The organism is Plantibacter sp. LMC-P-059a, from assembly GCF_030209505.1.
Lineage (GTDB): Bacteria > Actinomycetota > Actinomycetes > Actinomycetales > Microbacteriaceae > Plantibacter.
This window is the reverse complement of record NZ_JARVRZ010000002.1, coordinates 760,859-781,274: the sequence shown is the minus strand read 5'-3', so window position 1 is coordinate 781,274 and position 20,416 is coordinate 760,859. Positions and strand designations below refer to the sequence as shown.

20 protein-coding genes are annotated in these 20,416 nt (G+C 70.3%); 8 read left to right on the top strand and 12 right to left on the bottom strand.

Annotation, left to right across the window (positions count from 1 at the left end; genetic code table 11):
* Positions 1-29: 29 nt before the first annotated feature.
* Complete coding sequence (locus QRN27_RS07200; RefSeq protein ID WP_285041355.1) at positions 30-641, top strand: hypothetical protein; 612 nt, start codon at positions 30-32, stop codon at positions 639-641.
* 43 nt (positions 642-684) lie between these two features.
* On the opposite strand, the gene QRN27_RS07195 is transcribed toward QRN27_RS07200, so the two are convergent.
* Genes QRN27_RS07195 through QRN27_RS07185 form a run of 3 tightly spaced genes read right to left on the bottom strand, consistent with a single transcriptional unit; the run spans position 685 to position 3,940 of the window.
* Positions 685-1,419, bottom strand: a complete 735-nt coding sequence (locus QRN27_RS07195; RefSeq protein ID WP_285041354.1) for a hypothetical protein — start codon at positions 1,417-1,419, stop codon at positions 685-687.
* Positions 1,416-2,714 carry a tetratricopeptide repeat protein gene (locus tag QRN27_RS07190; protein WP_056009466.1) on the bottom strand — a complete coding sequence of 433 codons (1,299 nt, stop codon included), beginning with the start codon at positions 2,712-2,714 and terminating at the stop codon, positions 1,416-1,418. Before QRN27_RS07190 ends, QRN27_RS07195 begins: the two co-directional genes overlap by 4 nt.
* Entirely contained in the window at positions 2,711-3,940 is a 1,230-nt protein-coding gene (locus QRN27_RS07185) for an ATP-binding protein (protein WP_285041353.1), read from the bottom strand. Before QRN27_RS07185 ends, QRN27_RS07190 begins: the two co-directional genes overlap by 4 nt.
* A gap of 176 nt (positions 3,941-4,116) precedes the next feature.
* Here QRN27_RS07185 and soxR point away from each other — a divergent pair, with 176 nt between their 5' ends.
* Positions 4,117-4,584, top strand: a complete 468-nt coding sequence (gene soxR, locus QRN27_RS07180; RefSeq protein ID WP_285041410.1) for a redox-sensitive transcriptional activator SoxR — start codon at positions 4,117-4,119, stop codon at positions 4,582-4,584.
* Positions 4,585-4,619: 35 nt separating this feature from the next.
* On the opposite strand, the gene QRN27_RS07175 is transcribed toward soxR, so the two are convergent.
* From QRN27_RS07175 to QRN27_RS07160, 4 genes are all read right to left on the bottom strand, one after another.
* Positions 4,620-5,009 carry an MmcQ/YjbR family DNA-binding protein gene (locus tag QRN27_RS07175; protein WP_285041352.1) on the bottom strand — a complete coding sequence of 130 codons (390 nt, stop codon included), beginning with the start codon at positions 5,007-5,009 and terminating at the stop codon, positions 4,620-4,622.
* A gap of 22 nt (positions 5,010-5,031) precedes the next feature.
* A complete protein-coding gene (locus QRN27_RS07170) occupies positions 5,032-5,553 on the bottom strand; it encodes a hypothetical protein (RefSeq protein WP_285041351.1) in 522 nt (173 codons plus the stop codon).
* Between the two features lie 79 nt (positions 5,554-5,632).
* Complete coding sequence (locus QRN27_RS07165; RefSeq protein WP_285041350.1) at positions 5,633-6,433, bottom strand: MBL fold metallo-hydrolase; 801 nt, start codon at positions 6,431-6,433, stop codon at positions 5,633-5,635.
* A gap of 40 nt (positions 6,434-6,473) precedes the next feature.
* Complete coding sequence (locus QRN27_RS07160; protein ID WP_285041349.1) at positions 6,474-7,121, bottom strand: TetR/AcrR family transcriptional regulator; 648 nt, start codon at positions 7,119-7,121, stop codon at positions 6,474-6,476.
* A gap of 206 nt (positions 7,122-7,327) precedes the next feature.
* Here QRN27_RS07160 and QRN27_RS07155 point away from each other — a divergent pair, with 206 nt between their 5' ends.
* Positions 7,328-8,323, top strand: coding sequence for an NADP-dependent oxidoreductase (locus QRN27_RS07155; RefSeq protein ID WP_285041348.1), 996 nt, complete (start codon positions 7,328-7,330; stop codon positions 8,321-8,323).
* A gap of 29 nt (positions 8,324-8,352) precedes the next feature.
* Here QRN27_RS07155 and QRN27_RS07150 read toward each other — a convergent pair whose 3' ends face one another.
* The 3 genes from QRN27_RS07150 to QRN27_RS07140 all read right to left on the bottom strand — a co-directional run bounded on the left by QRN27_RS07150 (position 8,353) and on the right by QRN27_RS07140 (position 10,764).
* Entirely contained in the window at positions 8,353-9,042 is a 690-nt protein-coding gene (locus QRN27_RS07150; RefSeq protein WP_285041347.1) for an SOS response-associated peptidase, read from the bottom strand.
* A gap of 60 nt (positions 9,043-9,102) precedes the next feature.
* Entirely contained in the window at positions 9,103-9,816 is a 714-nt protein-coding gene (locus QRN27_RS07145) for an SDR family oxidoreductase (protein WP_285041346.1), read from the bottom strand.
* Between the two features lie 114 nt (positions 9,817-9,930).
* Positions 9,931-10,764 carry an SDR family NAD(P)-dependent oxidoreductase gene (locus QRN27_RS07140; protein ID WP_285041345.1) on the bottom strand — a complete coding sequence of 278 codons (834 nt, stop codon included), beginning with the start codon at positions 10,762-10,764 and terminating at the stop codon, positions 9,931-9,933.
* Between the two features lie 78 nt (positions 10,765-10,842).
* Here QRN27_RS07140 and QRN27_RS07135 point away from each other — a divergent pair, with 78 nt between their 5' ends.
* A complete protein-coding gene (locus QRN27_RS07135; protein ID WP_285041344.1) occupies positions 10,843-11,454 on the top strand; it encodes an acyl-CoA-like ligand-binding transcription factor in 612 nt (203 codons plus the stop codon).
* Between the two features lie 2 nt (positions 11,455-11,456).
* Here QRN27_RS07135 and QRN27_RS07130 read toward each other — a convergent pair whose 3' ends face one another.
* Positions 11,457-12,113, bottom strand: coding sequence for a TetR/AcrR family transcriptional regulator (locus tag QRN27_RS07130; RefSeq protein WP_285041343.1), 657 nt, complete (start codon positions 12,111-12,113; stop codon positions 11,457-11,459).
* Positions 12,114-12,290: 177 nt separating this feature from the next.
* On the opposite strand from QRN27_RS07130, the gene QRN27_RS07125 reads away from it, so the two are divergent.
* The 3 genes from QRN27_RS07125 to QRN27_RS07115 all read left to right on the top strand — a co-directional run bounded on the left by QRN27_RS07125 (position 12,291) and on the right by QRN27_RS07115 (position 17,665).
* Positions 12,291-13,652 carry an MFS transporter gene (locus tag QRN27_RS07125; RefSeq protein WP_285041342.1) on the top strand — a complete coding sequence of 454 codons (1,362 nt, stop codon included), beginning with the start codon at positions 12,291-12,293 and terminating at the stop codon, positions 13,650-13,652.
* Positions 13,653-13,719: 67 nt separating this feature from the next.
* Positions 13,720-16,389 carry a family 78 glycoside hydrolase catalytic domain gene (locus QRN27_RS07120; RefSeq protein WP_285041341.1) on the top strand — a complete coding sequence of 890 codons (2,670 nt, stop codon included), beginning with the start codon at positions 13,720-13,722 and terminating at the stop codon, positions 16,387-16,389.
* Positions 16,390-16,423: 34 nt separating this feature from the next.
* On the top strand, positions 16,424-17,665 hold the full coding sequence (locus QRN27_RS07115) for a glycoside hydrolase family 1 protein (protein WP_285041340.1): 1,242 nt from the start codon (positions 16,424-16,426) through the stop codon (positions 17,663-17,665).
* A 70-nt stretch (positions 17,666-17,735) separates the two neighbouring features.
* On the opposite strand, the gene QRN27_RS07110 is transcribed toward QRN27_RS07115, so the two are convergent.
* Positions 17,736-18,782, bottom strand: coding sequence for a LacI family DNA-binding transcriptional regulator (locus tag QRN27_RS07110; protein ID WP_285041339.1), 1,047 nt, complete (start codon positions 18,780-18,782; stop codon positions 17,736-17,738).
* Positions 18,783-18,930: 148 nt separating this feature from the next.
* Here QRN27_RS07110 and QRN27_RS07105 point away from each other — a divergent pair, with 148 nt between their 5' ends.
* Positions 18,931-20,397 (top strand): glycoside hydrolase family 43 protein, encoded by a 1,467-nt coding sequence (locus QRN27_RS07105; RefSeq protein ID WP_285041338.1) that lies wholly within the window; start codon positions 18,931-18,933, stop codon positions 20,395-20,397.
* Positions 20,398-20,416 lie beyond the last annotated feature (19 nt).

Here is a 20,416-nt window from a genome sequence, read left to right as displayed (position 1 = left end):
CACCGCCGACGGCTCGGTAGCCTGGGCGGATGACCGAATCGATCAACGAACCGATCGCCGAAGCGCCGGGGCTCGAACTGCTCGCTGACGGTCTCCGGATCCTCGACACGATCTCGGCTCTCCCGCCTCGGCAGGCGGCGACGCACCCCTCGCTCTGGCCGCTGCTCGGTGTGCCGGCGATCGACCGGGGTGCGCTCGTGATCTTTCCCCTGGCCGTCGCCACGATCAGCGCGACGGACCGATCAGCGCTCGAGCGGCTGCGCGAGGTCTGCGCCGCCCTCCAACGCGACTGCATCCACGTCCACGGCGGCGACTTCATCCACGGGGAGACCACGCTCGACCCCGAGGAGGATCCGTATGGACGACGCCTCGCCGAGGTGGGCGCGCTCACGACCACACCCCGGGGCGTCGTGGTGTGGCGTGTCCGCGATCGCGGCGCGGCGCTCGTCCTCGTGGTCGACGAGGCCCGCGGCCAGGCGACGCTCGCCTTCCACCTGGTGCCGAAGGACTGGATCTGGAATGGGCCGTCCGAGCCCGCGACCAAGCGCGAGGCGTCCCGTCGCCGGACCGCGGTGAAGGAGCAGGCGGCGGTGGACGTCGTCTGGTCGTGGCCGGCGGCCGACCTGGCTCAGGTGCCCTGACCGGCGGCGGCTCCGCGCGGCTGGTCCGGTCGAGTCGAGCCGTTCAGTGCCGCATCTCGTTCGGTGCCGCATCTCGTTCGGCGTCGGCGGTGCGAGCGGCGAAGAGTGCGAGCGATACCACGATGCCGGCCACCACAGCGAGGATCGGCGGGAACCAGAACGACAGATCATCGACTTCGGCGGCGCGGATCGCCATGCACACGAGGGCGACCGCCGCGAAGAAGGCGGTTCCACCGGCGATCTGCACGGCGCGGGTGCGGACGGCGCCGTGGTCGCGACGCCCGATGCCCCACTGGAGGAGGACGTTGATGAACGCGAGGCTGTAGCAGGCCGCGACGACCGGGAGGCCCGTCTCAGCGGGGAAGATGAATTCGCCCAGGTCGCCCGAGTTGCCGGTGCCTCGTGTCTCCGCCCGGGAGAAGGTGAACGGCGACATCCACAGCCACCCTGCTCCCGTGACGAGCCACATGACGGCGGTCACCGTGCCGAGCACCCCGATGCGTCGAAAGCTCTCGACGATGCTCGGCTGGATCCGCTGCGTCGACTGCTCGCGGAGCTGCTCGTACATGTCGTCGAACGCCGCCTCCTCGGTCGTGAACCATCGCCGGGTGGTCTCGACGGGGCTCGACGTATGGTCGGTCGTGTAGACCGTCCACCCACCGTCCATCGGGGCGAAGACCACCGACCGCGGCGCGACCGTGTCGCCCTCGTCGAGGAACAGCGCGTTCCCCCGGTCGGCAGCCGCGACGCCGAGCGCCGTCAACTCCTCCCGCTTCACGACTCGTCCGTCGGCGGTCGGCCCGTCACGACCGCGGAGCGTCCTGGGCGGGCATCGGCTCCACCGAACGCGGCGACGCGGTCCCACAGCCAGTCCGTCAGGCTGGACGCGATCTCCTCGTCGTCGCTGCCTGCGCCGCGTCGGTACAAGCGGCCACCGGCACCCTCGAAGAGGTAGGCGTCCGCATCGTCGGTGAAGAGCAGGGTGAAGTATTCGTGCTCCGCGTCCCACTGCGGCCATGCCGCAGGATGCTGTTCGATCGCCGCGTCCAGGGCTGCGACCTCGGCGCCACTGAGCAGTCGGAAGGGCCGACCGTCACCCCACAGGCCGCCCGATCCCGGACGCTGTCCGTCGCGCCAGGCGAGGACCTTGTCATCTCCGCCGCTGGCACGCGCAGCATCACGGTCGAGGGGCGGGCGCAGCGACGCCGCCAGCTCCGCCGGCAGCAGCGGGTCCAGCGCGGCGAGCGCCTCGGCGAGCCCGGCTCCGAACACCTTGTCGCGCAGGATCCGCCACGCGATCTCGCCCATGCCGGCTCGTCGCAGGTCGTCCATGGTGCCGGCCCCGCGTTCGATGGGGTCGAGGAACCCGCGGGCGACGATCATCCCGCCCTGGGCGACCTCGTCCGTCGGGTCCTCGCGGAGCACGCGGGCCAGCAGCTCGGCCGCCTCCTGCGGACGGTAGTCGTAGAGGTAGGCGAAGGCCAGAGCGGTCGACAGGGTCGTCTCGCTCGGATCCGCTTCGATCGCCTGCTGCGCGGCCACGAGGAACCGTGCCGGCGGGGCACCGGTCGACAGGAAGTGGAGGGCTCGGAGCCCCAGCGCCCCGGCGTACGCCTCCGGCGCGGTCCGACCGGCCAGTTCGACGGCGCCGTCCATCGACGTCCAACCGCGCTCGGGGTCGTCGGCCATCGCGACGGCGGCCGCGAGGTCCATGTGGTCGAACCAGTCCGCGTCGGGATCCTCTCGGAGCACGAGTTCGCCGAGGCGCATGGCCTCCGTGAAGTCACCGGCGGACGCCTCGAGGTCGCGGAGTCGCCGGAGTGCCCCGAGGAACTGCCGGTCCCGGCGTCCGAGCAGCTCCCGCAGGAGCCGTCGGGCCTCCTCGACGTCGCCGCACGCCTCGCGGTGCATGGACAGCAGGATGATCATCCCGGTGAACTGCGGCGCCCGGGCCAGGACGCTCATCGCGAGTTCGGGGATCCGCGGGTGCTGTGGCTGGAACTCGAAGAGTTCCCAGGCGAGGTCGCGGTCGTGTTCGATGGCCTCGCGTTCGACGCCGACGGGCTCGCTCATCGGAGACCGTGCTGCACGCGGTAGGTCCGGAGCTGGGCGAAGGTGCCGTCGTCCACGCCGTATTCGAGCACGGGCGCGACCTGGTCGAACCAGGACGCCGTCGACGGGATGAGGCCGGCGGCGGCCTCGAGCAACCCCTCCGTGGTGACGGACACGATCGCGCCCGCCTCCATCGACGCCGTCAGTGACCGTTGCAGGGCGACCCGTGAGACCTGCGCGATGTCGGCACCGGAGAACCCCTCGGTCGCCGCAGCCACCGCGATGACGTCGACCCCCTCGGCAGGCTTGCCCTCGAGGTCGCCCTGGAGGATGGCGGCCCGAGCCACGGCGTCCGGCGGGAGCACGAGGACCGTCTTGTCGATCCGCCCCGGACGACGGAGCGCCGGGTCGATGTCCCAGGGACGGTTGGTCGCGGCCAGGAAATACACGCCGTCGTTCTCGTTCGCGACACCGTCGAGCTCTTCGAGCAGCTGGGTCACGATCGTGCGCATCGACTGCGACCCGCCGCCCGAGGTGCGTCGGCCACCCAGGGCGTCGAACTCGTCGAAGAAGATGACGCAGGGCGCGGCTGCGCGGGCGTCGTGGAAGACGCTCTGGATGGCCTTCTCGCTGTCGCCCAGCCATTTGCTCAGGAGGTCGGCGAGGGTGACGTGGATGAAGGAGGCGCCCAGGTCTCCGGCGATCGCCTTCGCGATGAAGGTCTTCCCGCACCCGGGCGGCCCGTACATGAGGAGTGACCCGCCCGGCTTCTGCCCGAACGCGGCGGCGAGTTCGGGGTTGCGCAGCGGAGCGAGGAACGTCGAGTCGAGGTGCTGCTTGACGTCGGCGAGACCCGCGACGTCGGCGAGGGTGATCGCGGGCCGCTCCGCGTCCCAAAGGCTCGGTTGCCCGATCCGGACGGGCGCCTGGTCGGGTGTCGACGCGTTCGGGACCGCCGTCGGCCGGTTCGGTGTCGACGAGCTCGCTGTCGGGTCGCCCCCGGGGGTCTCGGCGGGCGCACCGCCCGTCGTGCCACCGCGCAACCGTGCCGCCATCACCCGCGCTCGGAGCAGCCGCACGCGCGCGGGGTCCCCGCCGAACCGTTCGAAGGTCGACACCTCCTCGGCCGCGCGGTCCACGTCGTGCTGGAGCAGCAGCGTGACGAAGTCCTCGCGTAGTGCCGCGTTCTGTGGATCCTGCGCCACCTCGGCAGCGATCACCTCGAGGAAATCCCCGTCCTGTGTCATCTCGTCCCCCCCCACGGTCCGTGTCAGATGCCGACCATCCTGCCAGCGGGACGCCGATGAGCGACAGGCGTCGGCCCGGATCGGTCCGGATCGAGCATGGGGAGGGGTGCCCATCCGTCACCCTGGGCTGGTGTACCGTCGACAGCGGGCCGAACCTGAAGGCGGCTTGAGGTCGGATCGAGGAAGGCGGGTGGTGCGGCGTGCACCAGCCGGACGAGTTGCTCAGCGTCGGCGAGATGAGCCGCCGCACCGGCGTCGCCGTCTCCGCCCTCCACTACTACGAGCGCCTCGGTCTCATCGCGTCCGAACGGTCGACCGGGAACCAACGACGGTACCCACGACACATGCTGCGCCGCGTCGCCCTCATCTCGGTCGCGAAACGCCTCGGCATCCCGCTCGAGGACGTCGCCGAAGCGTTCGCCGACGTCCCCCTCACCAGCACCCCCAGCCATGAGGACTGGCAACGAGCCTCACGCCGGTGGCAGAAGGTCCTCGAACAGCGCCGACGCGGCATCGAACAGCTCGAACGCGAACTCACCGGCTGCATCGGGTGCGGCTGCCTCTCGATGAAGGCCTGCACTCTGCTCAACCCGGACGACGAACTCGGCGACACCGGCACGGGCGCTCGCCGGATCCCCGTCTGAGCGCGCTGCCGGGCGGCACGCGCACCGCCTGAGCCTCAGGTGTCGCCGCGCTGCCCGAAGGTGGCGGGATCCACCGGCCGCAGGCGCTTCGGCAGGCCCTCCACGACGAGGAGGTACGACTCCGTGACGAGGTCGTCGACGAACGCAGGTTCGAGCCCACCGTCCGGCTTGAGCGAGATCCAGTGCCGCTTGTTCATGTGGTAGCCGGGGACGATGTCGGGGAACGCCTCGCGCAGGCTGCGGCTGTCCTCGGGGCGCGCCTTCAGGGTCACGAGCGGTTCGCCCGTCGCTCCGGTCTGCAGCATGAACACCTTGCCCCGCACCTTGTACACGTCCCACTCCTCACCGAAGGGGTGGGTGAGCTCCGCCCCCGGAAGCTCGTCGGCCCGGCGGGCGGCGCGCTCCTGCAGCTCGACACCGTGCATTGTGATCCTCCCGGGTGGACGTCTAGTGCTGTTCGGACGCCGGTCGGAACCGCGCCAGGTTCGGCAGCGGGACCCACGAGCCGAGCCGTGGGTAGTCGAGGGCCACGCCGACGACGCCGCGTTCGCCGAAGGCGAGGACCCAGTCGATTGCCGCTGGCACCGGGACCGCGAGCAGGGAGACCGTGGCATCCGGAGGCACCAGGCCGTTCGCGTAGGCCGCCTCCTGGGCCCGCGTTCCGCTGCTGTACACGCAGAGGAGGTTCCCCGGCTGGGCTGCAAGCGCATAGGGACGCGGCTCGTCCTCAGTCCCGCGGTTGATGAAGACCCAGCGCTCGAGGGACGCGACCGCCTGCCAGAGGCGGATCTGCGGGTCGATCTCGTCCGGTGCTGCGCGGCAGGCGGCGTCGAGGGCGTCGAGCTGCGCCAGGACGTCGGGGCTCGGTTCGAGGGTGCGGCCCCGGTTCGGCTGATCCGCGGCGTCGGCATGCTCGTCGCTCGGGCTGGTGTCGGACGGGCTGCCGTCGCGGCGGAACGGGTTCTGCATGGTCACTTCCTCGTGGCTCGACGAACGGGTTCGGGACCCCGCCAACGCTAGCGCAGGCGTTCCACCGGCGACCAGCGGCTCAGAACGCGCTGCCGAACGCCAGTGCTTCCGCCGCCGCCTGGGCGGGCGAGCCGAAGAACGCCGGCCCATGCCCGGGCAGCACGATCGACGCCGGGAGCCCGGCGAACTTCGTCAGCGACTGTCGGGCACGCTGCAGGTCGCCGTGGAACATCTCCGGGAGCAGCTGCGGTCCGTCGTGCGGGCTCGTCGGGTGCGCGGTGATCAGGGCGTCACCGGCGACGAGGACCCCGTGCTCGACGAGGAGGAACCCCAGGTGGCCGCGCGTGTGCCCGGGGAGGGGGATCGGCCGGATCTCGACACCGAGGGCGCCTCGGAGTTCGGGGACCGCTTCGACCGCCACGACCGCGGTGGGCGCCACGACCTCGAGTCCGCCGGCCTCCACGGCATGGTTCAGCCAGCTCGCGACGCCCGGACGCTCCAGGTGGGGCTGGACGTCGGCGAGTCCGACCTGCTCGAGCAGGTCTCGTCGCACGTTCGGGATCTCGTCGTGGGCGGCGAGGACGTCGCAGTCGGCGAGTCCGGCGATGAACGCGGCGTTGCCGATATGGTCGCCGTGTCCGTGGGTGAGGAGGATCGCCTGGACGTCCTCGACCGCGTAGCCGAGGGCGCCGAGGGTCGCCGTGACGGCGGCGCCGTCGCCCGGGTAGCCGGTGTCGATGAGGATCGGTCCGAGCTCGCCCTCGACGATGATCCAGTTCACGGCAGGGCCCTGGACGAAGTGGACGCCGTCGGTGACGGTGGTGCTGCGCGTGGTCGGTGCCGGTGCGGCTTCGCGCTGCGCTGGTTCACGCTGGGACATGGGCGTCCTTCCGATTGCGGAGACGGGGTTCAGGGGAGGGTCAGTGCTCGGCCGGTCCGCTCACGAGCTCGTGCGCGGCGGCGGCGGTGGTCGTGGCCGCGGCTCCGGCCGGGTCGACGGTCGCGAGGATCGGGCGGATGAGCGTGATCAGTCGGTCTCGGAGCTCGGCCGCGTCGTCGTCGCCCACCGTCGTGGTGACGAGGCCGAAGCAGGCGTCGAGCAGGACGTCCGCGACGCCGTCGAGGTCGGGCAGGTCGAGGTCGTGCGCGGCGGCCTCCATGCGGAGGTTCGTGCGGGTGTAGGCGCGCCAGTCGAACACCGTGTAGACCGGGTCGTCCATGCGGGGGAGTTCGTGCAGCAGTCGGATGGCGCCCATGGCGATCGGGGACCGCTGGGCCTCCCGGGCCGAGGCGAGGATCATCGTCACCCACCGGAGCGCCCCGTAGGGCACGCCGATGGTCGCGTCCGCCGCCTGCCACCGTTCGTCCTGCTCCGCGATGACGGCGTGCGCGAGACTCCGCTTCGACGGGAAGAGGTGGTACCCGATGACCGACTTCGGTTTGCCCATGACGGCGGCGATGCCGGAGAACGAGGTCCCTGCGTAGCCGTTCCGCCCGAACTCGAGGCCGGCGGCGTCGATGATCTCGTCGCGGACCTGGTTCATCGCGTACTGGCGCAGACCGCTCACCGGCGCTCCTTCGAAGTGGGTGACCATCGGGTCTGGTGGGTGTCCGAGGCCTGATCAGACGATCGTCTGAAGAGGACGCCGTCCAGCTTAGACGATCGTCTGGGAAGAACCTGGGATGCTCTGGGGCTCATGGATAAAAATACTGAGTACACTCAGAAATAGACCGGCGGCACTCGATGCTGCCCCACGAGAACAGGAAGACCGTCATGAGAGCGTTCGTCGTCTCGAGCTACCAGACCGCACTGCACGAGGCCGACGTGCCTGAGCCGACCGTCGGCGACCACGACGTCCTCGTCCAGGTGCAGGCCGCCGGGTTGAACCAACTCGACGAGAAGATCCGCCTCGGCGAGTTCAAGCAGATCCTGCCGGCGCAGCTGCCGCTTGTCCTCGGCCACGACGTCGCCGGCACCGTCGTCCGCGTCGGCGGATCGGTCCGAGCGTTCAGGCCCGGTGACGAGGTCTACGCCCGCCCCCGCGATCACCGCATCGGCACCTTCGCCGAGCGCATCGCCATCGACGAGGCCGACGTCGCCCTGAAGCCCGCGTCGATCACGATGGAGGAGGCCGGATCCCTCCCGCTCGTCGCGTTGACGGCCTGGCAGGCACTCGTCGAGATCGGGAACGTGCAGCCCGGTCAGAAGGTCCTCATCCACGCGGGTGCCGGCGGAGTCGGGTCGATCGCGATCCAGCTCGCGAAGCAGCTCGGGGCCGAGGTCGCGACGACCGCCAGCGCCGCCAACGCGGGATTCGTCCGGTCGCTGGGGGCCGATGTCGTGGTCGACTACCGTTCGGAGGACTTCGCCGAACGGCTGTCCGGCTACGATTTCGTGCTCGACAGCCTCGGTGGCGAGAACCTGGACAAGTCGCTCCGGGTGCTGCGTCCGGGTGGCACGGTCGTCGGCATCTCCGGCCCTCCGACGCCGGAGTTCGCGAAGGCGGCCGGGCTGAACGCGGTGCTGCGGCTCGCGATCGCCGCCCTCAGCGCGAAAGTCCGCAAGCAGGCCAAGCGGCTCGACGTGCACTACCGGTTCCTGTTCATGCGGGCGAGTGGTGATCAGCTCCGCGAGATCACGGCGCTCGTCGAACGCGGCGTCCTCCGACCCGTTGTGGGGCGCATCTCCCCGTTCGACGACACCGTCCAGGCGCTCGAGGCGCTGGCCTCCGGTGGCATCCGAGGCAAGGCCGTCATCAGCAACCCCTGATCGGGACTCGGCCGTCGGGAGCGCGCAGCTCAGGCCGGGAGCGGCTCGATGAGGTGCGGCCCGGTGTTGCGGACGTTGTTCACGTCCCGCGTGACCTCGTAGTGGGTGAGGTCGTGGGCGACGGCGAAGGACTCGCGGTCGAGGAGCTGCAGCAGCTGGTCGGTGTCGAGGTGGTCGCCGAGCCAGTCGTCGTAGCCTTCCGGGGTGAGGCAGGCCGGCATGCGGTCGTGGACCTCACCCGGCGAGACGTGGGCGTCGCGGGTGATGATCGCCATCGACAGCCGCCACTTGTCGGGGTCGTCCTCGGCCTTGGTCGGGTCCGGCCAGGCGCTGATGATGCCGGCCATCGCGAGCTCCGCATCGGGGTCGTGGATGAAGTGCGGCTGCTTGCCCGTCTCGGTCACCACCCATTCGTAGTACCCGCTGGCGGGCACGATGCAGCGCGCCGAGGTGAACGCCTTCCGGAACATCGACGCCGTCGCGACCGTCTCCATGCGCGCGTTGATGGGCTGTGGCCGTTGCTTGGCGAAGTCCTTCGCCCAGCCCGGTACGAAGCCCCATCGGGCTGCGGTCGCGGTCCGTTCGTCGTGCCGGGTGCGGACGACGGTCACCGCCGTGGTGGGCGCGACGTTGTAGTCGGGCGCGGGCGCCTCGAACTCGGCCACGAGGTCCGCGAGGAGGGTGGACGTGGAATCGGTGACGACGAAGCGACCGCACATGCGCTCAGCATAGGAGTGCAGCTGCGGGCGGTCGAGCCCTTGCCGGGACTGGCGCGTCGTCTACTCGGCGGTCTTCGCGAGCTGCGGGTACACGGCCTCGAGCGGCGCGCTCAGCCCGGCGCGGGCCTGGCGGGAGGTGTCGTCCGCGAGGACCTCGTACTCGCCGGCGACCATCGCGTCGTAGACCTGCGCGACGAGGAGGGCCGGGTCGAGCTTCGGATCGGTGGTGTGCGCGGCCATCGCGGTGTCGACCCAGCCGACATGCACGCCGATGACGTGGACGCCCGCGGGGAGGAGTTCGAGCCGGAGCGAGTTTGTCGTCGACCACAGGGCCGCCTTCGTCGCACTGTAGATCCCGTTGACCGCGTACCAGCTGAGGGCGGAGTGCAGGTCGATGATGGTGGCGCCCTCGCGCCCCGAGAGCAGGGGCGCGTAGGCGCGGGCGAGGAACAGCGGGCCGAGGAAATTGGTCTCCACGTTGCTGCGGATCTCCTCGTCGCTCTGGGTGAGGATGCCGGGCGTCGTGACGGCGACACCGGCGTTGTTGATGAGCACGGTGACGTCGGAGGCCGCCTCGATGAGCGCTGCGATCGAGGCCGGGTCGGTCACGTCGAGGGTGAGGGGGACGACCCGCTCGTCGTCCCAGGCCCGCGGGTTGCGGGCGGTCGCGTAGACCTTCGCGGCGCCCCGGGCGAGGGCTTCGTGGACGAAGTGGGTGCCGATGCCGCCGTTCGCGCCGGTGACGAGGACGACTGCTCCAGTGAAAGAGGGCATGAGGGCTGCTTTCCGCGAGGGTTGTGGCGCGATCGTCGACCGTGCTCGGAACTGAGTTTACTCACTTTTATCAACACCCCACCCTGAAGCGGCGACGAGCCCCCAGGCTGCTCGCTACAGGGTCTCGCCGGCGTCCGCCAGGAGGGTGCTGCCGGTCATGATCATGGAGAGGTCGCTTGCGGCGAAGAGCACCACGCGCGCGATGTCGTCGGGGGTGCCGAAGCGTCCGATGAGGCTCTGATTCATGACGTCGAGTTTCGGGAGCTCGATGCCGGCGGCTGCAGCGGCCTCGGATGCCGCAGCGGCTGCGGCGAGGTTCCCCTCCGTGGGCACGAAGCTCGGTGCGACACCGAGGACCCGCACGCCGAGCGGGGCGAGGTCGACCGCGAGCGACTTCGTGAGTCCGAGTGCCGCGTGCTTCGAGCTCACGTAGGCGGACATGCCTGGGAAGGCGACCTGGACGCCGGCGGTCGAGATGATGTTCACGATGACGCCACCGGAGCCGTCCGACGTCATGCGTCGTGCCGCTTCGCGCGCTCCGAGGAAGACACCGCGGGCGTTGACGGCGAAGACCCGGTCCCAGGTCTCGTCGTCCATCTCGAGTACGGGGGCGTTGGGGAAGACGCCGGCGTTGTTGACCCAGACGTCGATCCCGCCGAGCTCGGCGACGGCGAGGTCTGCCGCGGCCGCGACGGAGGCGGCGTCGCTCACGTCGGCGCGGGTTCCGAGGGCCGTGACACCGAACCGTGCGTGGAGCTCGTCGGCCGCGGCGCGCGCGGCGTCCTCGCGCAGGTCGATGATCAGCAGGTCGGCGCCGGCCTCCGCGAGTCTGGCGGCGATGGCCTTGCCCAGTCCTTGCGCGCCTCCGGTGACGACGGCTCGTCGCCCGGCGAGGGAGAGGAGGTCTGCGAGCGGGGTCTCGGAGACATCGGGGAAGGGGTAGGGCATGACGACCTCCATGTCGTGACAACGTTATTGGCAGAGTATGCCATAAAGTGGCCCGCACGCGAGCGCTACCGTGGGTGCATGACCGCCAAACGGGGCCCAGGCCGCCCGCCCGTCTCCGAGCCGGACGAACTCAGGTCGCGCGCGCTCGAGGTGCTCTACCGCCGCGGGTACCAGGGCACGACGATGGGTGCGCTGGCGGACGAGCTCGGGGTGAGCGTCCGCACGCTGCACCGGTACTTCCCGACGAAGGCCGACATCGTGTGGGGAGGCATCGAGGGGGCGATCGATGCGCTGGCCCATGGCTTCGCGACGGCCGACGAGTCCCTGCCGATCACCGACGCCATCACTGCCGTCGTCCTCGACGTGTTCGACCAGGACGCCGACGCCCTCGCCGTCGGCCGCGCTCGGATGCGCCTCATCGCGACGACCCCGGAGCTGCGAGAGACGAGACCGGAGACGTACCGGCGGTGGCGCGAGCAGACCATCGAGTTCGTCGCGCGCCGCCTCGGGGCGTCGCCGTCCGACATCGTCCCGCGAGCCGTCGGGGCCGCGGTCCAGGCGGCGATCGACGAGGCGCTGGCCTGGTGGGCGGCCGGTGATCGCGACGCCTCTCCCGCGCAGGCAGTCGCGGAGGCGCTCCGCGGCTTCGACGTCATCCGCACGAGTGGTGTGGACGCACCGGCCCGCTGACCTCACGCCGTCGTGGCGGCGCCGTCCTCCGGTGAGGCGATCAGGCGCATGAAGGCCTCGAGCAGCGGCAGGGTCTCGCGCTCCGGGTCCAGGAGGGCTTGGATGCGCAGGCCGTCGATCATCGCCAGGGTCATCGTCACCTTGTCGTCGGCGGTGAGCTGCTCCCCGTCGGCGGCCGTCGAGAGTCGTTTGTCGGTGAAATGCTCGCGCATCCGAGCTCGGCGGGCCATGAAGAAATCGTGCGCGGGGTGTTGCGGGTTCGTGGCCGCGATCGTGATCGCGAGCCAGTTGCGTTGCTGCTCCGGGTGGGCGAAGTCCTCTTCGAGCACGGCGCTCAGGACCCGGTCCGCCGGCAGTCTCGACTGCATGATGCGCTGGGCGAGTTCGAGGTCGTCGGCGTCGCGCTGCGCGAGGGCGGCCAGGAGGAGATCGTCCTTGGTCGCGAAGTGGCGGAGGAGCGCGGCGTGCGTCACGCTCGCGCGGGAGGCGATGTCCCGCAGTGATGCGCGCTCGTAGCCGTGCTCGGCGAAGCTCGCCGACGCCGCACGGATGATCTCGGCGCGGCGCGCGGGTGTCGTCGCATAGGGTCCGCGAGGCCCCCGGCGCGCCGAGGGGCGCGGTGCCTCAGGCGTGGTGTCCGTCGCGGTGCTCGTCGTCATGCCGGGCCTTCCTCCCGCGGATCGGACCGATGCCGCGCGGGACTTGCCAATTGTATCCGCGGTGGTTACTGTTTCCAAACAGTAACCATGGTGGTTACAGTTTGCCGGAGTCGCACACCGCTGTCGCCCGGACGCAGACCAGCACCGCAGCCGGTCGACACACCCGATGAAGGAGTCATGGTGTCCCCGAACGAACCCGATCCCACCGCGCGCACGGCCGCCGGTATCGCCGCCGCCCAGCCCACCCCGGGGGCCCAGCCCGAACCCGACGGACTCGACGCAGCGCCCACCACCGTGCAGGAGCCGCAGACCCCGGTCAGTCGCTCGTACATCTTCTGGCTCATGCTCGCGAGCTTCGGCGCGTCCATGGCCATGATGGTGCCGTTGTCCTACGGCATCGCCGTCCGCATCTCCGAACTCGCCCCCGGGCACGAGGAGGTGCTCGGCTACATCACCGGGACCGCCCAGCTCGTCTACCTCGTCATCAGCCCCATGATCGGCATCTGGAGCGACCGCGTCCGCTCGCGCCTCGGCCGCAGGACGCCGTTCATCTTCCTCGGCGTCGGCATCGGCCTCATCGGTCTCATCGTCATGGGCCTCGCACCCGACCTGCTCATCGTCGGTGCCGGCTGGGTGCTCGGCATGTCCGGCTGGTCCATCTGCGGTGCTGCGATCCAGACCCTGCAGGCGGACAAGCTCCCCGAGTCGCAGCGCGGCAAGGTGTCCGCGCTGACCGGACTCATGACGCAGATCGCTCCGGTCCTCGGCATCGGCGTCGCGTACGCGGTGTCCTCCAGTACCTTCCTCGTGTTCCTCGTGCCCGGCGTCATCGGCGCCGTCCTGCTGGCGATCTTCCCACTCATCAAGCCGGAGGGCAGCTCCAAGCACCTCGCGAGGACGGACACCGTCACCGTCGGCTCCGTCGTCCGCAGCTATGGCTTCAACGTGCGCAAGTACCCGGACTTCGCCTGGAACTGGCTCGGTCGCTTCGTCTTCTTCATCGGCCTCTACTTCAACACCACGTTCGGCACGTTCTTCTACGCACAGCGGCTCGACCTGCCGGTCCGCGAGGTCGCCGGCGTCGTGGCGACCATCGGCATGCTCGGCGTGGTCGCCGCGGCCGGTGGTGCCCTGCTCGGCGGGTTCCTCTCCGACAAGCTCAAGCGTCGGCGCCTGTTCGTGCTCATCGCCTCGCTCCTCTTCGTCGCGGGTGCCCTGGCCGAGGCGTTCGCCTGGTCGCTGCCGCAGCTCATCATCGGAGCGGTGCTCATGCAGACCGCGATCGCCGTGTTCGCGACGGTCGACCAGGCGATCATCTTCGCCATCCTGCCGAACCGCGAGGAAGCCGGTCGGTACATGGCGGTCGTCGCCTTCGCGCAGAAGATCCCGAGCGCCGTCGCGCCGCTGCTCGCTTCGGTCGTGATCACCCTCGGTGCGACCGGCGCGGAGAAGAACTACACGATCCTCTACCTCACGGGTGCGGTCCTCGCACTCCTCGGCGGGATCATCGTCTCCACCAAGGTCAAGGCCGTCCGCTGACCCGGCGGCACCGACCGCAAGCACCACCGAAACCGCCGTCCAGCACCACCCAGCAGAGAGCCCCAGCATGCACGCGACACCCCACGATCTCACCGTCGACAGCGGCGGCGACCAGTTCGTCGTCACCGGGGCGAAGCCGCGGCTCTCCTGGAAGCCGGTAGTGGGTGCGATCGGTGCCTTCGAGATCGAGGCGGTGATCGACGGGATGCGGCAACCGGTCGTGCTCGCGGACGGGCACCGCCACGTCGCGTGGCCGTGGTCGGCGCTGTCCAGCCGGCAGCGCGTCGAGTGGCGCGTGCGCTCAACCGAGGAAGCCTCCGACTGGTCCGAGCCGGCCTCGTTCGAGGTCGGCCTGCTGAACGAGGACTGGGAAGCGTCCTGGATCTCCCCGGTCGAAGCAGAGGACCCCGGCTACGGGAACCGTCCCGCCCACCTCATGTCCGTCGCGTTCCCGGTGGATCGGGAGATCCGGTCCGCCCGGCTCTACGCGACCGCGCTCGGGGTCTACACCGCGACGGTCAACGGCGAGCGTGTCGGCCGCGCGGAGCTCTCCCCGGGCTCGACCTCGTACGACCGGACCCTCTACGCCCAGGCGTCCGACATCGCCGGTGCGCTGGCCCACGGCACGAACCGGCTCGACATCGAGCTGTCCGACGGTTGGTATCGCGGACAGGTCGGTGCGTTCCGCATCCCGTCCGGCTGGGGGACCGTCCTCGGTCTCCGGGCCGAGGTCCACGTCGATTTCGCGGACGGCACCACGCTGGTGGTCCGCTCCGACGACCGCTGGACCAGCAGGCCGTCCACGATCACCAGAACCGACCTCATGGACGGCCAGACGGTCGACCTCACGGGCGTGGCGGCGACGGGCGCCGGTGTCGTCGTCGACGCGGTGGTGGACCCGCCGGCGATCGACTGGTCGCCGGCGCCCGCCGTGAAGGTGGTCGCCTCGCGCGCCCCGAGCAGCGTCCGCGAGCTGCGCGAGGGCGTGTGGGTCGTCGACTTCGGCCAGAACGCCTCCGGATGGCTCCGGCTCGGAGATCTCGGACCCGCGGGCACCCGGACCGAGATCGACTACGGCGAGTATGTCGGAGCGGACGGCGACCTCTCGACGACCCACCTCGACTCCCACCGACCAGGCGAACCGGCGCGGGTCTTCCGGCAGCACGATGAGGTGGTCGCGGGGGAGACGCCGGCCGTCTTCGAACCGCGTCACACCGTCCACGGGTTCCAATACGTGCGGATCGTGCGACACGGCGCGCCACTCGACCCCGCGACGCTCTTGATGCAGATCGTCCACACCGACCTCGCGCAGGCCGGCACGTTCGCGTGCAGCGACCCCGACCTGGAAGCACTCCATCGACTCGCCGAGTGGAGTTTCCTCGGCAACGCCGTCGACGTCCCGACGGACTGTCCGACGCGGGAACGGCTCGCCTGGAGCGGCGATTACCAGGTGTTCGTCTCCACGGCCACACGGCTCCGCGACGTGAGCGGGTTCAGTCGGAAGTGGCTGCGTTCCGTCCGTGACGACCAGCTCGACGACGGTCGCATCACGAACTTCTCGCCGGACGGTCGACGCATCAAGCAGCGACTCGACGACCAGTTCGCGATGATGACCGGTTCCGCGGGCTGGGGCGACGCGATCGTCGCGGTGCCCTGGGAGCTGTACCGCAGCTACGGCGACACCGAGGTGCTCATGGAGAACTGGGCCGCGATGGTCCGATGGGTCGAGTGGGCGATCGGCCGCGCCCGGGAGACCCGCCACCATGCGCGGCAGCAGCGCTCGTCGGAGCCCGAGGCGTTCGAGGAGTTCCTCTGGGACGGTACGTTCCACTGGGGTGAGTGGACGGAGCCACGGGAGCTCGACGCCGACGGCAAGGCGATCGACCCGATCGTCGACGACCCGATGGCCTGGTTCACGGCCGACAAGGGTGAGGTCGGCACGGCCTACCTCTTCCGTTCCACGTCCACGCTCGCGCAGATCGCGGCGATCCTCGGCCAGGACGACGCAGCGGACCGCTACGCGCTGGTCGCCGAGCAGGTCCGCTCGGCCTGGCAGGCGGCGTACCTCCGGCCAGACGGCACGACCGAGACCGACACGCAGGCAGCGTACGTCCGGGCGCTGTCCTTCGGGCTGCTGCCGGAAGACCGTCGAGCCGCCGCGCTGGACCGCCTCGTGGAGCTCATCCGGCGAGCCGACACCCACCTGGGCACCGGGTTCCTCTCGACGGGGGACCTGCTCCCCGTGCTCGTCGACGGCGGCCGTGCGGACGTGGCGTACGAGCTCCTCATGCAGCGCTCGGAGCCGTCCTGGCTCACCATGGTCGATCGCGGCGCGACCACCATCTGGGAGGCCTGGGAGGGCATCGACGCGGACGGTGTCGCTCACGAGTCGCTCAACCACTACAGCAAGGGGACGTTCGCGCGGTTCCTCCACGAGTTCACGCTCGGACTCCGGCAGGCCGAGGACTCGATCGCCTGGGATTCCATCATCATCGCACCCGTCCCCGGCGCCGGGCTGTCCTGGGCCAAGGGCTCCCACGAATCGCCGAACGGGACGATCACCGTCCACTGGCGGCATGAAGGCGGCGAACTGCTCATCGACGCGGAGATCCCGGCCGCGACCACGGCACGGATCCACTTCCCCGACGGCACCGAGTTCCACGCCGGCCCCGGCCGCTTCAGCGCCCGCCGGCCGTTCCGCACCCCTGCGGCCGAGGCCTCGGTCGCCTCCATCTGACCATCGCAGCACGAACGAGAGAGCACCGACGACCATGACGACGACCTTCCCCGACGGATTCCTCTGGGGCGCGGCGACCGCCGGCCACCAGATCGAGGGCAACAACGTGAACAGCGACTGGTGGGCGCGCGAGCAGTCCATGCCGGGCATGGAATTGTCCGGCGACGCCTGCGACAGCTACCACCGCTACCGCGAGGACATCGCGCTGCTCGCCGACGCAGGCCTCACCTCCTACCGCTTCAGCCTCGAGTGGTCGCGGATCGAACCTGTGCAGGGGCACGTCTCGCGGGCGGAGCTCGCCCACTACCGTCGCATGATCGAGTGTTGCTTCGAGCACGGCGTCACCCCGGTGGTCACCCTGCAGCACTTCACCACCCCCCAGTGGTTCGCCGAGCGAGGCGGCTGGTTGGCGCCCGACGCCTCGGAGCGGTTCCAGGCCTACGTCGCCGAGGCGACCACGATCCTCGAGGGCGTCGAATGGGTCGTCACGATGAACGAACCGAACATGCAGGCGGCGATCATGACCGCCATGCGGCGCATGCAGCAGGCCGGCGGACAGTGGCAGAGCCCGACCGTCGAAGCCGAGGGGGAGCCGGAGCAGCAGACGCACAGCGACTTCCTGACGTATGCCGATCCGGAGATCGGACAGACCTTCACGGCCATCCACCATGCGGCGCGGGCGATCGTGCGCGAACGCACCGGCGCGAAGGTCGGCTGGACCATCGCCGCCGGCGCGCTCACCGCGGTCCCGGGCGGCGAGGAGAAGCTGCTCGAGATCCGGTACGGCAAAGAGGACGTCTACTGGGAGGGCAGCCGCGGCGACGACTTCGTCGGCGTGCAGGCCTACTCGAGTCAGCAGGTCGACGCCCGTGGACTCGTGCCGCATCCGCCGCACCCGGACAACACCCTCGTCGGCACCGCATACCGCCCGGACGCCCTCGCGATGGCCGTCCGCCACGCGTGGGAGGTCACCGGTGGCGTGCCGGTGCTGATCACCGAGAACGGCATCGCGACCGCCGACGACGAGCAGCGCATCCGGTACACCAGGGAGGCGCTCGAGGGGCTCAGCGGCACGATGGAGGACGGTGTCGACGTGCGCGGGTACCTGCACTGGTCACTGCTCGACAACTTCGAGTGGGGTCACTGGGAGCCGACGTTCGGGCTCATCGCCATCGACCGGGAGACCTTCGTCCGGACGCCGAAGCCGAGCCTCGCGTGGCTCGGTGGTGTCGCCCGGCTGAACGCGCTCGACACCGTCGGCGTCACAGGAGCCTGAGCCTGACAACCCGATGCGGGGCTGGCCAGCGCAGGCCCCGCATCGTCGTCCCCGCATAGCCGTCCCCGCGTCAGATCCGCTCGACCGGCCCGGTCGACTCACGCACGATCAGCGTGGTCGCGAGGCCGGGTCCCTCATCCACCCCGTGCTCCCCCCGCACCTCGGCGACGAGCCGGTGGACGGCGGCCTCGCCGATGGCGGCGAGGGGGCTGCGCACGGTCGTCAGCGAGGGGGTGGTCAGATCGGCACCGAAGATGTCGTCGAAGCCGACGACACTGAGTCGACCGGGCACCGTGACGCCCGCCGCCCTGGATGCGCGCAGCAGTCCGAGGGCCATGAGGTCGTTGTACGTGATGACCGCGGTCACGCCGGACGCGATGATCTTCGGCAGGGCGTGCTCACCGCCCTCGATGGTCGGTCGGCCGGCGGTGAACATCGCGATCGACAGGCCGCTTGCACGTGCCGAACCGAAGATGCTGTCCCACCGGGTGCGGTTCATCCAGGACGCGGCCGGTCCCGCCAGATAGCCGATCGAGCGGTGCCCGAGGTCGGCGAGGTGCCCGATCGCCTGCGCGACACCCGCGGTCACGTCGGGGGCGATGGACGGGAGGCCCGGAACCGCGCGGTTGGCCAGGACGACCGGCTTCGTCGCGGCCAACCGGCTGATCTCGTCGTCGTGCAGGCGGGAGGCGACGAGGAGCAGGCCGTCGACCGCCGACTGCAGGCGACCGGCGGTGGCGAGCTCGACCTCGCCGGACTCCTGCGACTCCGCGTACACGAGCGTCTGACCAGTGGCGGCGATCGCGCGTTCTGCTCCGCGAACGAGGTCGAAGTAGACGGGGTTGGTGATGTCGGAGATGAGGATCGCGAGGGTGTCGGTGCGGCCGGTCGGGAGTGCACGCGCCATCGGGTTGATGCGGTAGCCCAGCTCCAGGGCGACCGCGCGGACGCGCTGCTCGGTCACGCGGTTGATCCGTCCGGGCTTGTTGAGTGCCCTGGAGACGGTCGACGCGTTGACGCCGGCCGTGCGCGCGACGTCGTAGATGGTCGGAGCGGTGCGTCGACCAGCCGCCCGGGCCGGTGTCTCTCCGGTGAGCGTGCCCTGTGGATCGTCCATCTCGTCCTCTGTCCGTCGTGCATCGGATCGCCGGTGCTGCGCCTGCGATGGCAAGTTCTGGCAATCGGTTGACAGATTTTGTCTTGCTCAGTCAAAATAGCACCACGAGCCCCTCGCACTGCCGCGGAGGAGGAAGGAGTCCACCCGTATGACGAACACCCCGGTCATCCCCGGCTATCACCCGGATCCGTCCGTCTGCCGGGTCGGCGCGGACTTCTTCCTCGCCACCTCGAGCTTCGAGTATTCGCCCGGCGTCCCCATCTTCACGAGCACCGATCTCCGCTCGTGGGACCAGCTCGGCAACGTTCTCACCCGAGCGAGTCAGCTGACGGTGCGGACCGGCGTCGAAGGCGCCAGCGGTGGTGTCTACGCACCCACCCTCCGACACCACGACGGCCGGTTCTGGCTCGCGACCACCAACGTCGACGAGATCACGAAGGGGCACCTCATCGTGCACGCCGAGCGTCCTGAGGGGCCCTGGAGCGAGCCGGTCTACACCGAAGGCTTGATCGGGATCGACCCCGACCTCGCCTGGGGAGACGACGGGGTCTGCAGGCTCACGTGGGGCGACGTGATGCGCGGCTGCATCTCCCAGGTCGAGGTCGATCCGTCGACCGGTCGGGTCCTGTCCGAGCCCGTGGTGCTCTGGCGCGGTATCGGAATCGGCGACACGCATCCCGAAGGTCCGCACGTGTTCAAGCGCGGAGACTGGTGGTACCTGCTGGTTGCCGAAGGCGGCACCGGTCCCGGTCACATGGTGACCATCGCGCGATCAGCAGCCATCGACGGCCCGTTTGCGGGGAATCCCGCGAACCCGATCCTGTCGCACCGCAGCACGACCCACGCCGTCCAGTCCACCGGACACGCCGACCTGGTGGAGGCGGAGGACGGCAGCTGGGCGATGGTCCACCTCGGCGTCCGGCTGCGTGGATCGTTCCCGCGATGGCACACGAACGGCCGCGAGACCTTCCTCGTCGGCATCGACTGGGTGGACGACTGGCCCGTCGTCGTGGAGGACCGATTCCCGGAGCCGACCCCGGAGACCTCGTTCGTGGACACCTTCGACGCACCGACCCTGCACCCGCGGTGGATCGCCCCGGGCGTGGCCCCAGCGTCCTTCGCGCGGGTCGGGGACGGAGCGCTGCACCTGACGGCCGGGCGACCCGCGGCGAGCCGTGACGCCGAGCACCTGCTGGCGGTCCGCGCACGCGATGAACAGTGGGCTGTGGAGGTGGTCGCGCCCGAGGGCGACATCGTGCTCGGCGTCCGCATCGACGACGCGCATCAGGCCGTGGTGCAGCGGGTCGGCGACCGCGTGACGGTCCGGGTCGTCATCGGCCCGCTCGACCAGCTCGTCGCAGAACGGACCGGTGTCGACCGGCGTGAACCGCTGACCGTCCGTGCCGTCGCCAACCCGCAGCAGCGCCCAGGTGCGCGAACCGGCCCCGACCGCATCGTCCTCGGTCTCGGCACCGAGCCGGACGTGCTCGCCGACGTCGACGGTCGGTACTGCTCGACCGAGGTGGCCGGCGGGTTCACGGGTCGCGTGATCGGCATCGAGGCGCTCGGCGGCGACGCGACCGTCACCAGGTTCTCTTACAGCGCGCTCCACTGAACCCGACCCTGAACCGCTC

Coding starts and splice junctions, on each gene's coding strand:
- QRN27_RS07200 (WP_285041355.1), top strand. CDS start 30: ATGACCGAATCGATCAACGAACCGATCGCCGAAGCGCCGGGGCTCGAA.
- QRN27_RS07190 (WP_056009466.1), bottom strand. CDS start 2,714: ATGAGCGAGCCCGTCGGCGTCGAACGCGAGGCCATCGAACACGACCGC.
- QRN27_RS07185 (WP_285041353.1), bottom strand. CDS start 3,940: ATGACACAGGACGGGGATTTCCTCGAGGTGATCGCTGCCGAGGTGGCG.
- QRN27_RS07175 (WP_285041352.1), bottom strand. CDS start 5,009: ATGCACGGTGTCGAGCTGCAGGAGCGCGCCGCCCGCCGGGCCGACGAG.
- QRN27_RS07170 (WP_285041351.1), bottom strand. CDS start 5,553: ATGCAGAACCCGTTCCGCCGCGACGGCAGCCCGTCCGACACCAGCCCG.
- QRN27_RS07165 (WP_285041350.1), bottom strand. CDS start 6,433: ATGTCCCAGCGTGAACCAGCGCAGCGCGAAGCCGCACCGGCACCGACC.
- QRN27_RS07155 (WP_285041348.1), top strand. CDS start 7,328: ATGAGAGCGTTCGTCGTCTCGAGCTACCAGACCGCACTGCACGAGGCC.
- QRN27_RS07150 (WP_285041347.1), bottom strand. CDS start 9,042: ATGTGCGGTCGCTTCGTCGTCACCGATTCCACGTCCACCCTCCTCGCG.
- QRN27_RS07145 (WP_285041346.1), bottom strand. CDS start 9,816: ATGCCCTCTTTCACTGGAGCAGTCGTCCTCGTCACCGGCGCGAACGGC.
- QRN27_RS07140 (WP_285041345.1), bottom strand. CDS start 10,764: ATGCCCTACCCCTTCCCCGATGTCTCCGAGACCCCGCTCGCAGACCTC.
- QRN27_RS07135 (WP_285041344.1), top strand. CDS start 10,843: ATGACCGCCAAACGGGGCCCAGGCCGCCCGCCCGTCTCCGAGCCGGAC.
- QRN27_RS07130 (WP_285041343.1), bottom strand. CDS start 12,113: ATGACGACGAGCACCGCGACGGACACCACGCCTGAGGCACCGCGCCCC.
- QRN27_RS07125 (WP_285041342.1), top strand. CDS start 12,291: ATGGTGTCCCCGAACGAACCCGATCCCACCGCGCGCACGGCCGCCGGT.
- QRN27_RS07120 (WP_285041341.1), top strand. CDS start 13,720: ATGCACGCGACACCCCACGATCTCACCGTCGACAGCGGCGGCGACCAG.
- QRN27_RS07115 (WP_285041340.1), top strand. CDS start 16,424: ATGACGACGACCTTCCCCGACGGATTCCTCTGGGGCGCGGCGACCGCC.
- QRN27_RS07110 (WP_285041339.1), bottom strand. CDS start 18,782: ATGGACGATCCACAGGGCACGCTCACCGGAGAGACACCGGCCCGGGCG.
- QRN27_RS07105 (WP_285041338.1), top strand. CDS start 18,931: ATGACGAACACCCCGGTCATCCCCGGCTATCACCCGGATCCGTCCGTC.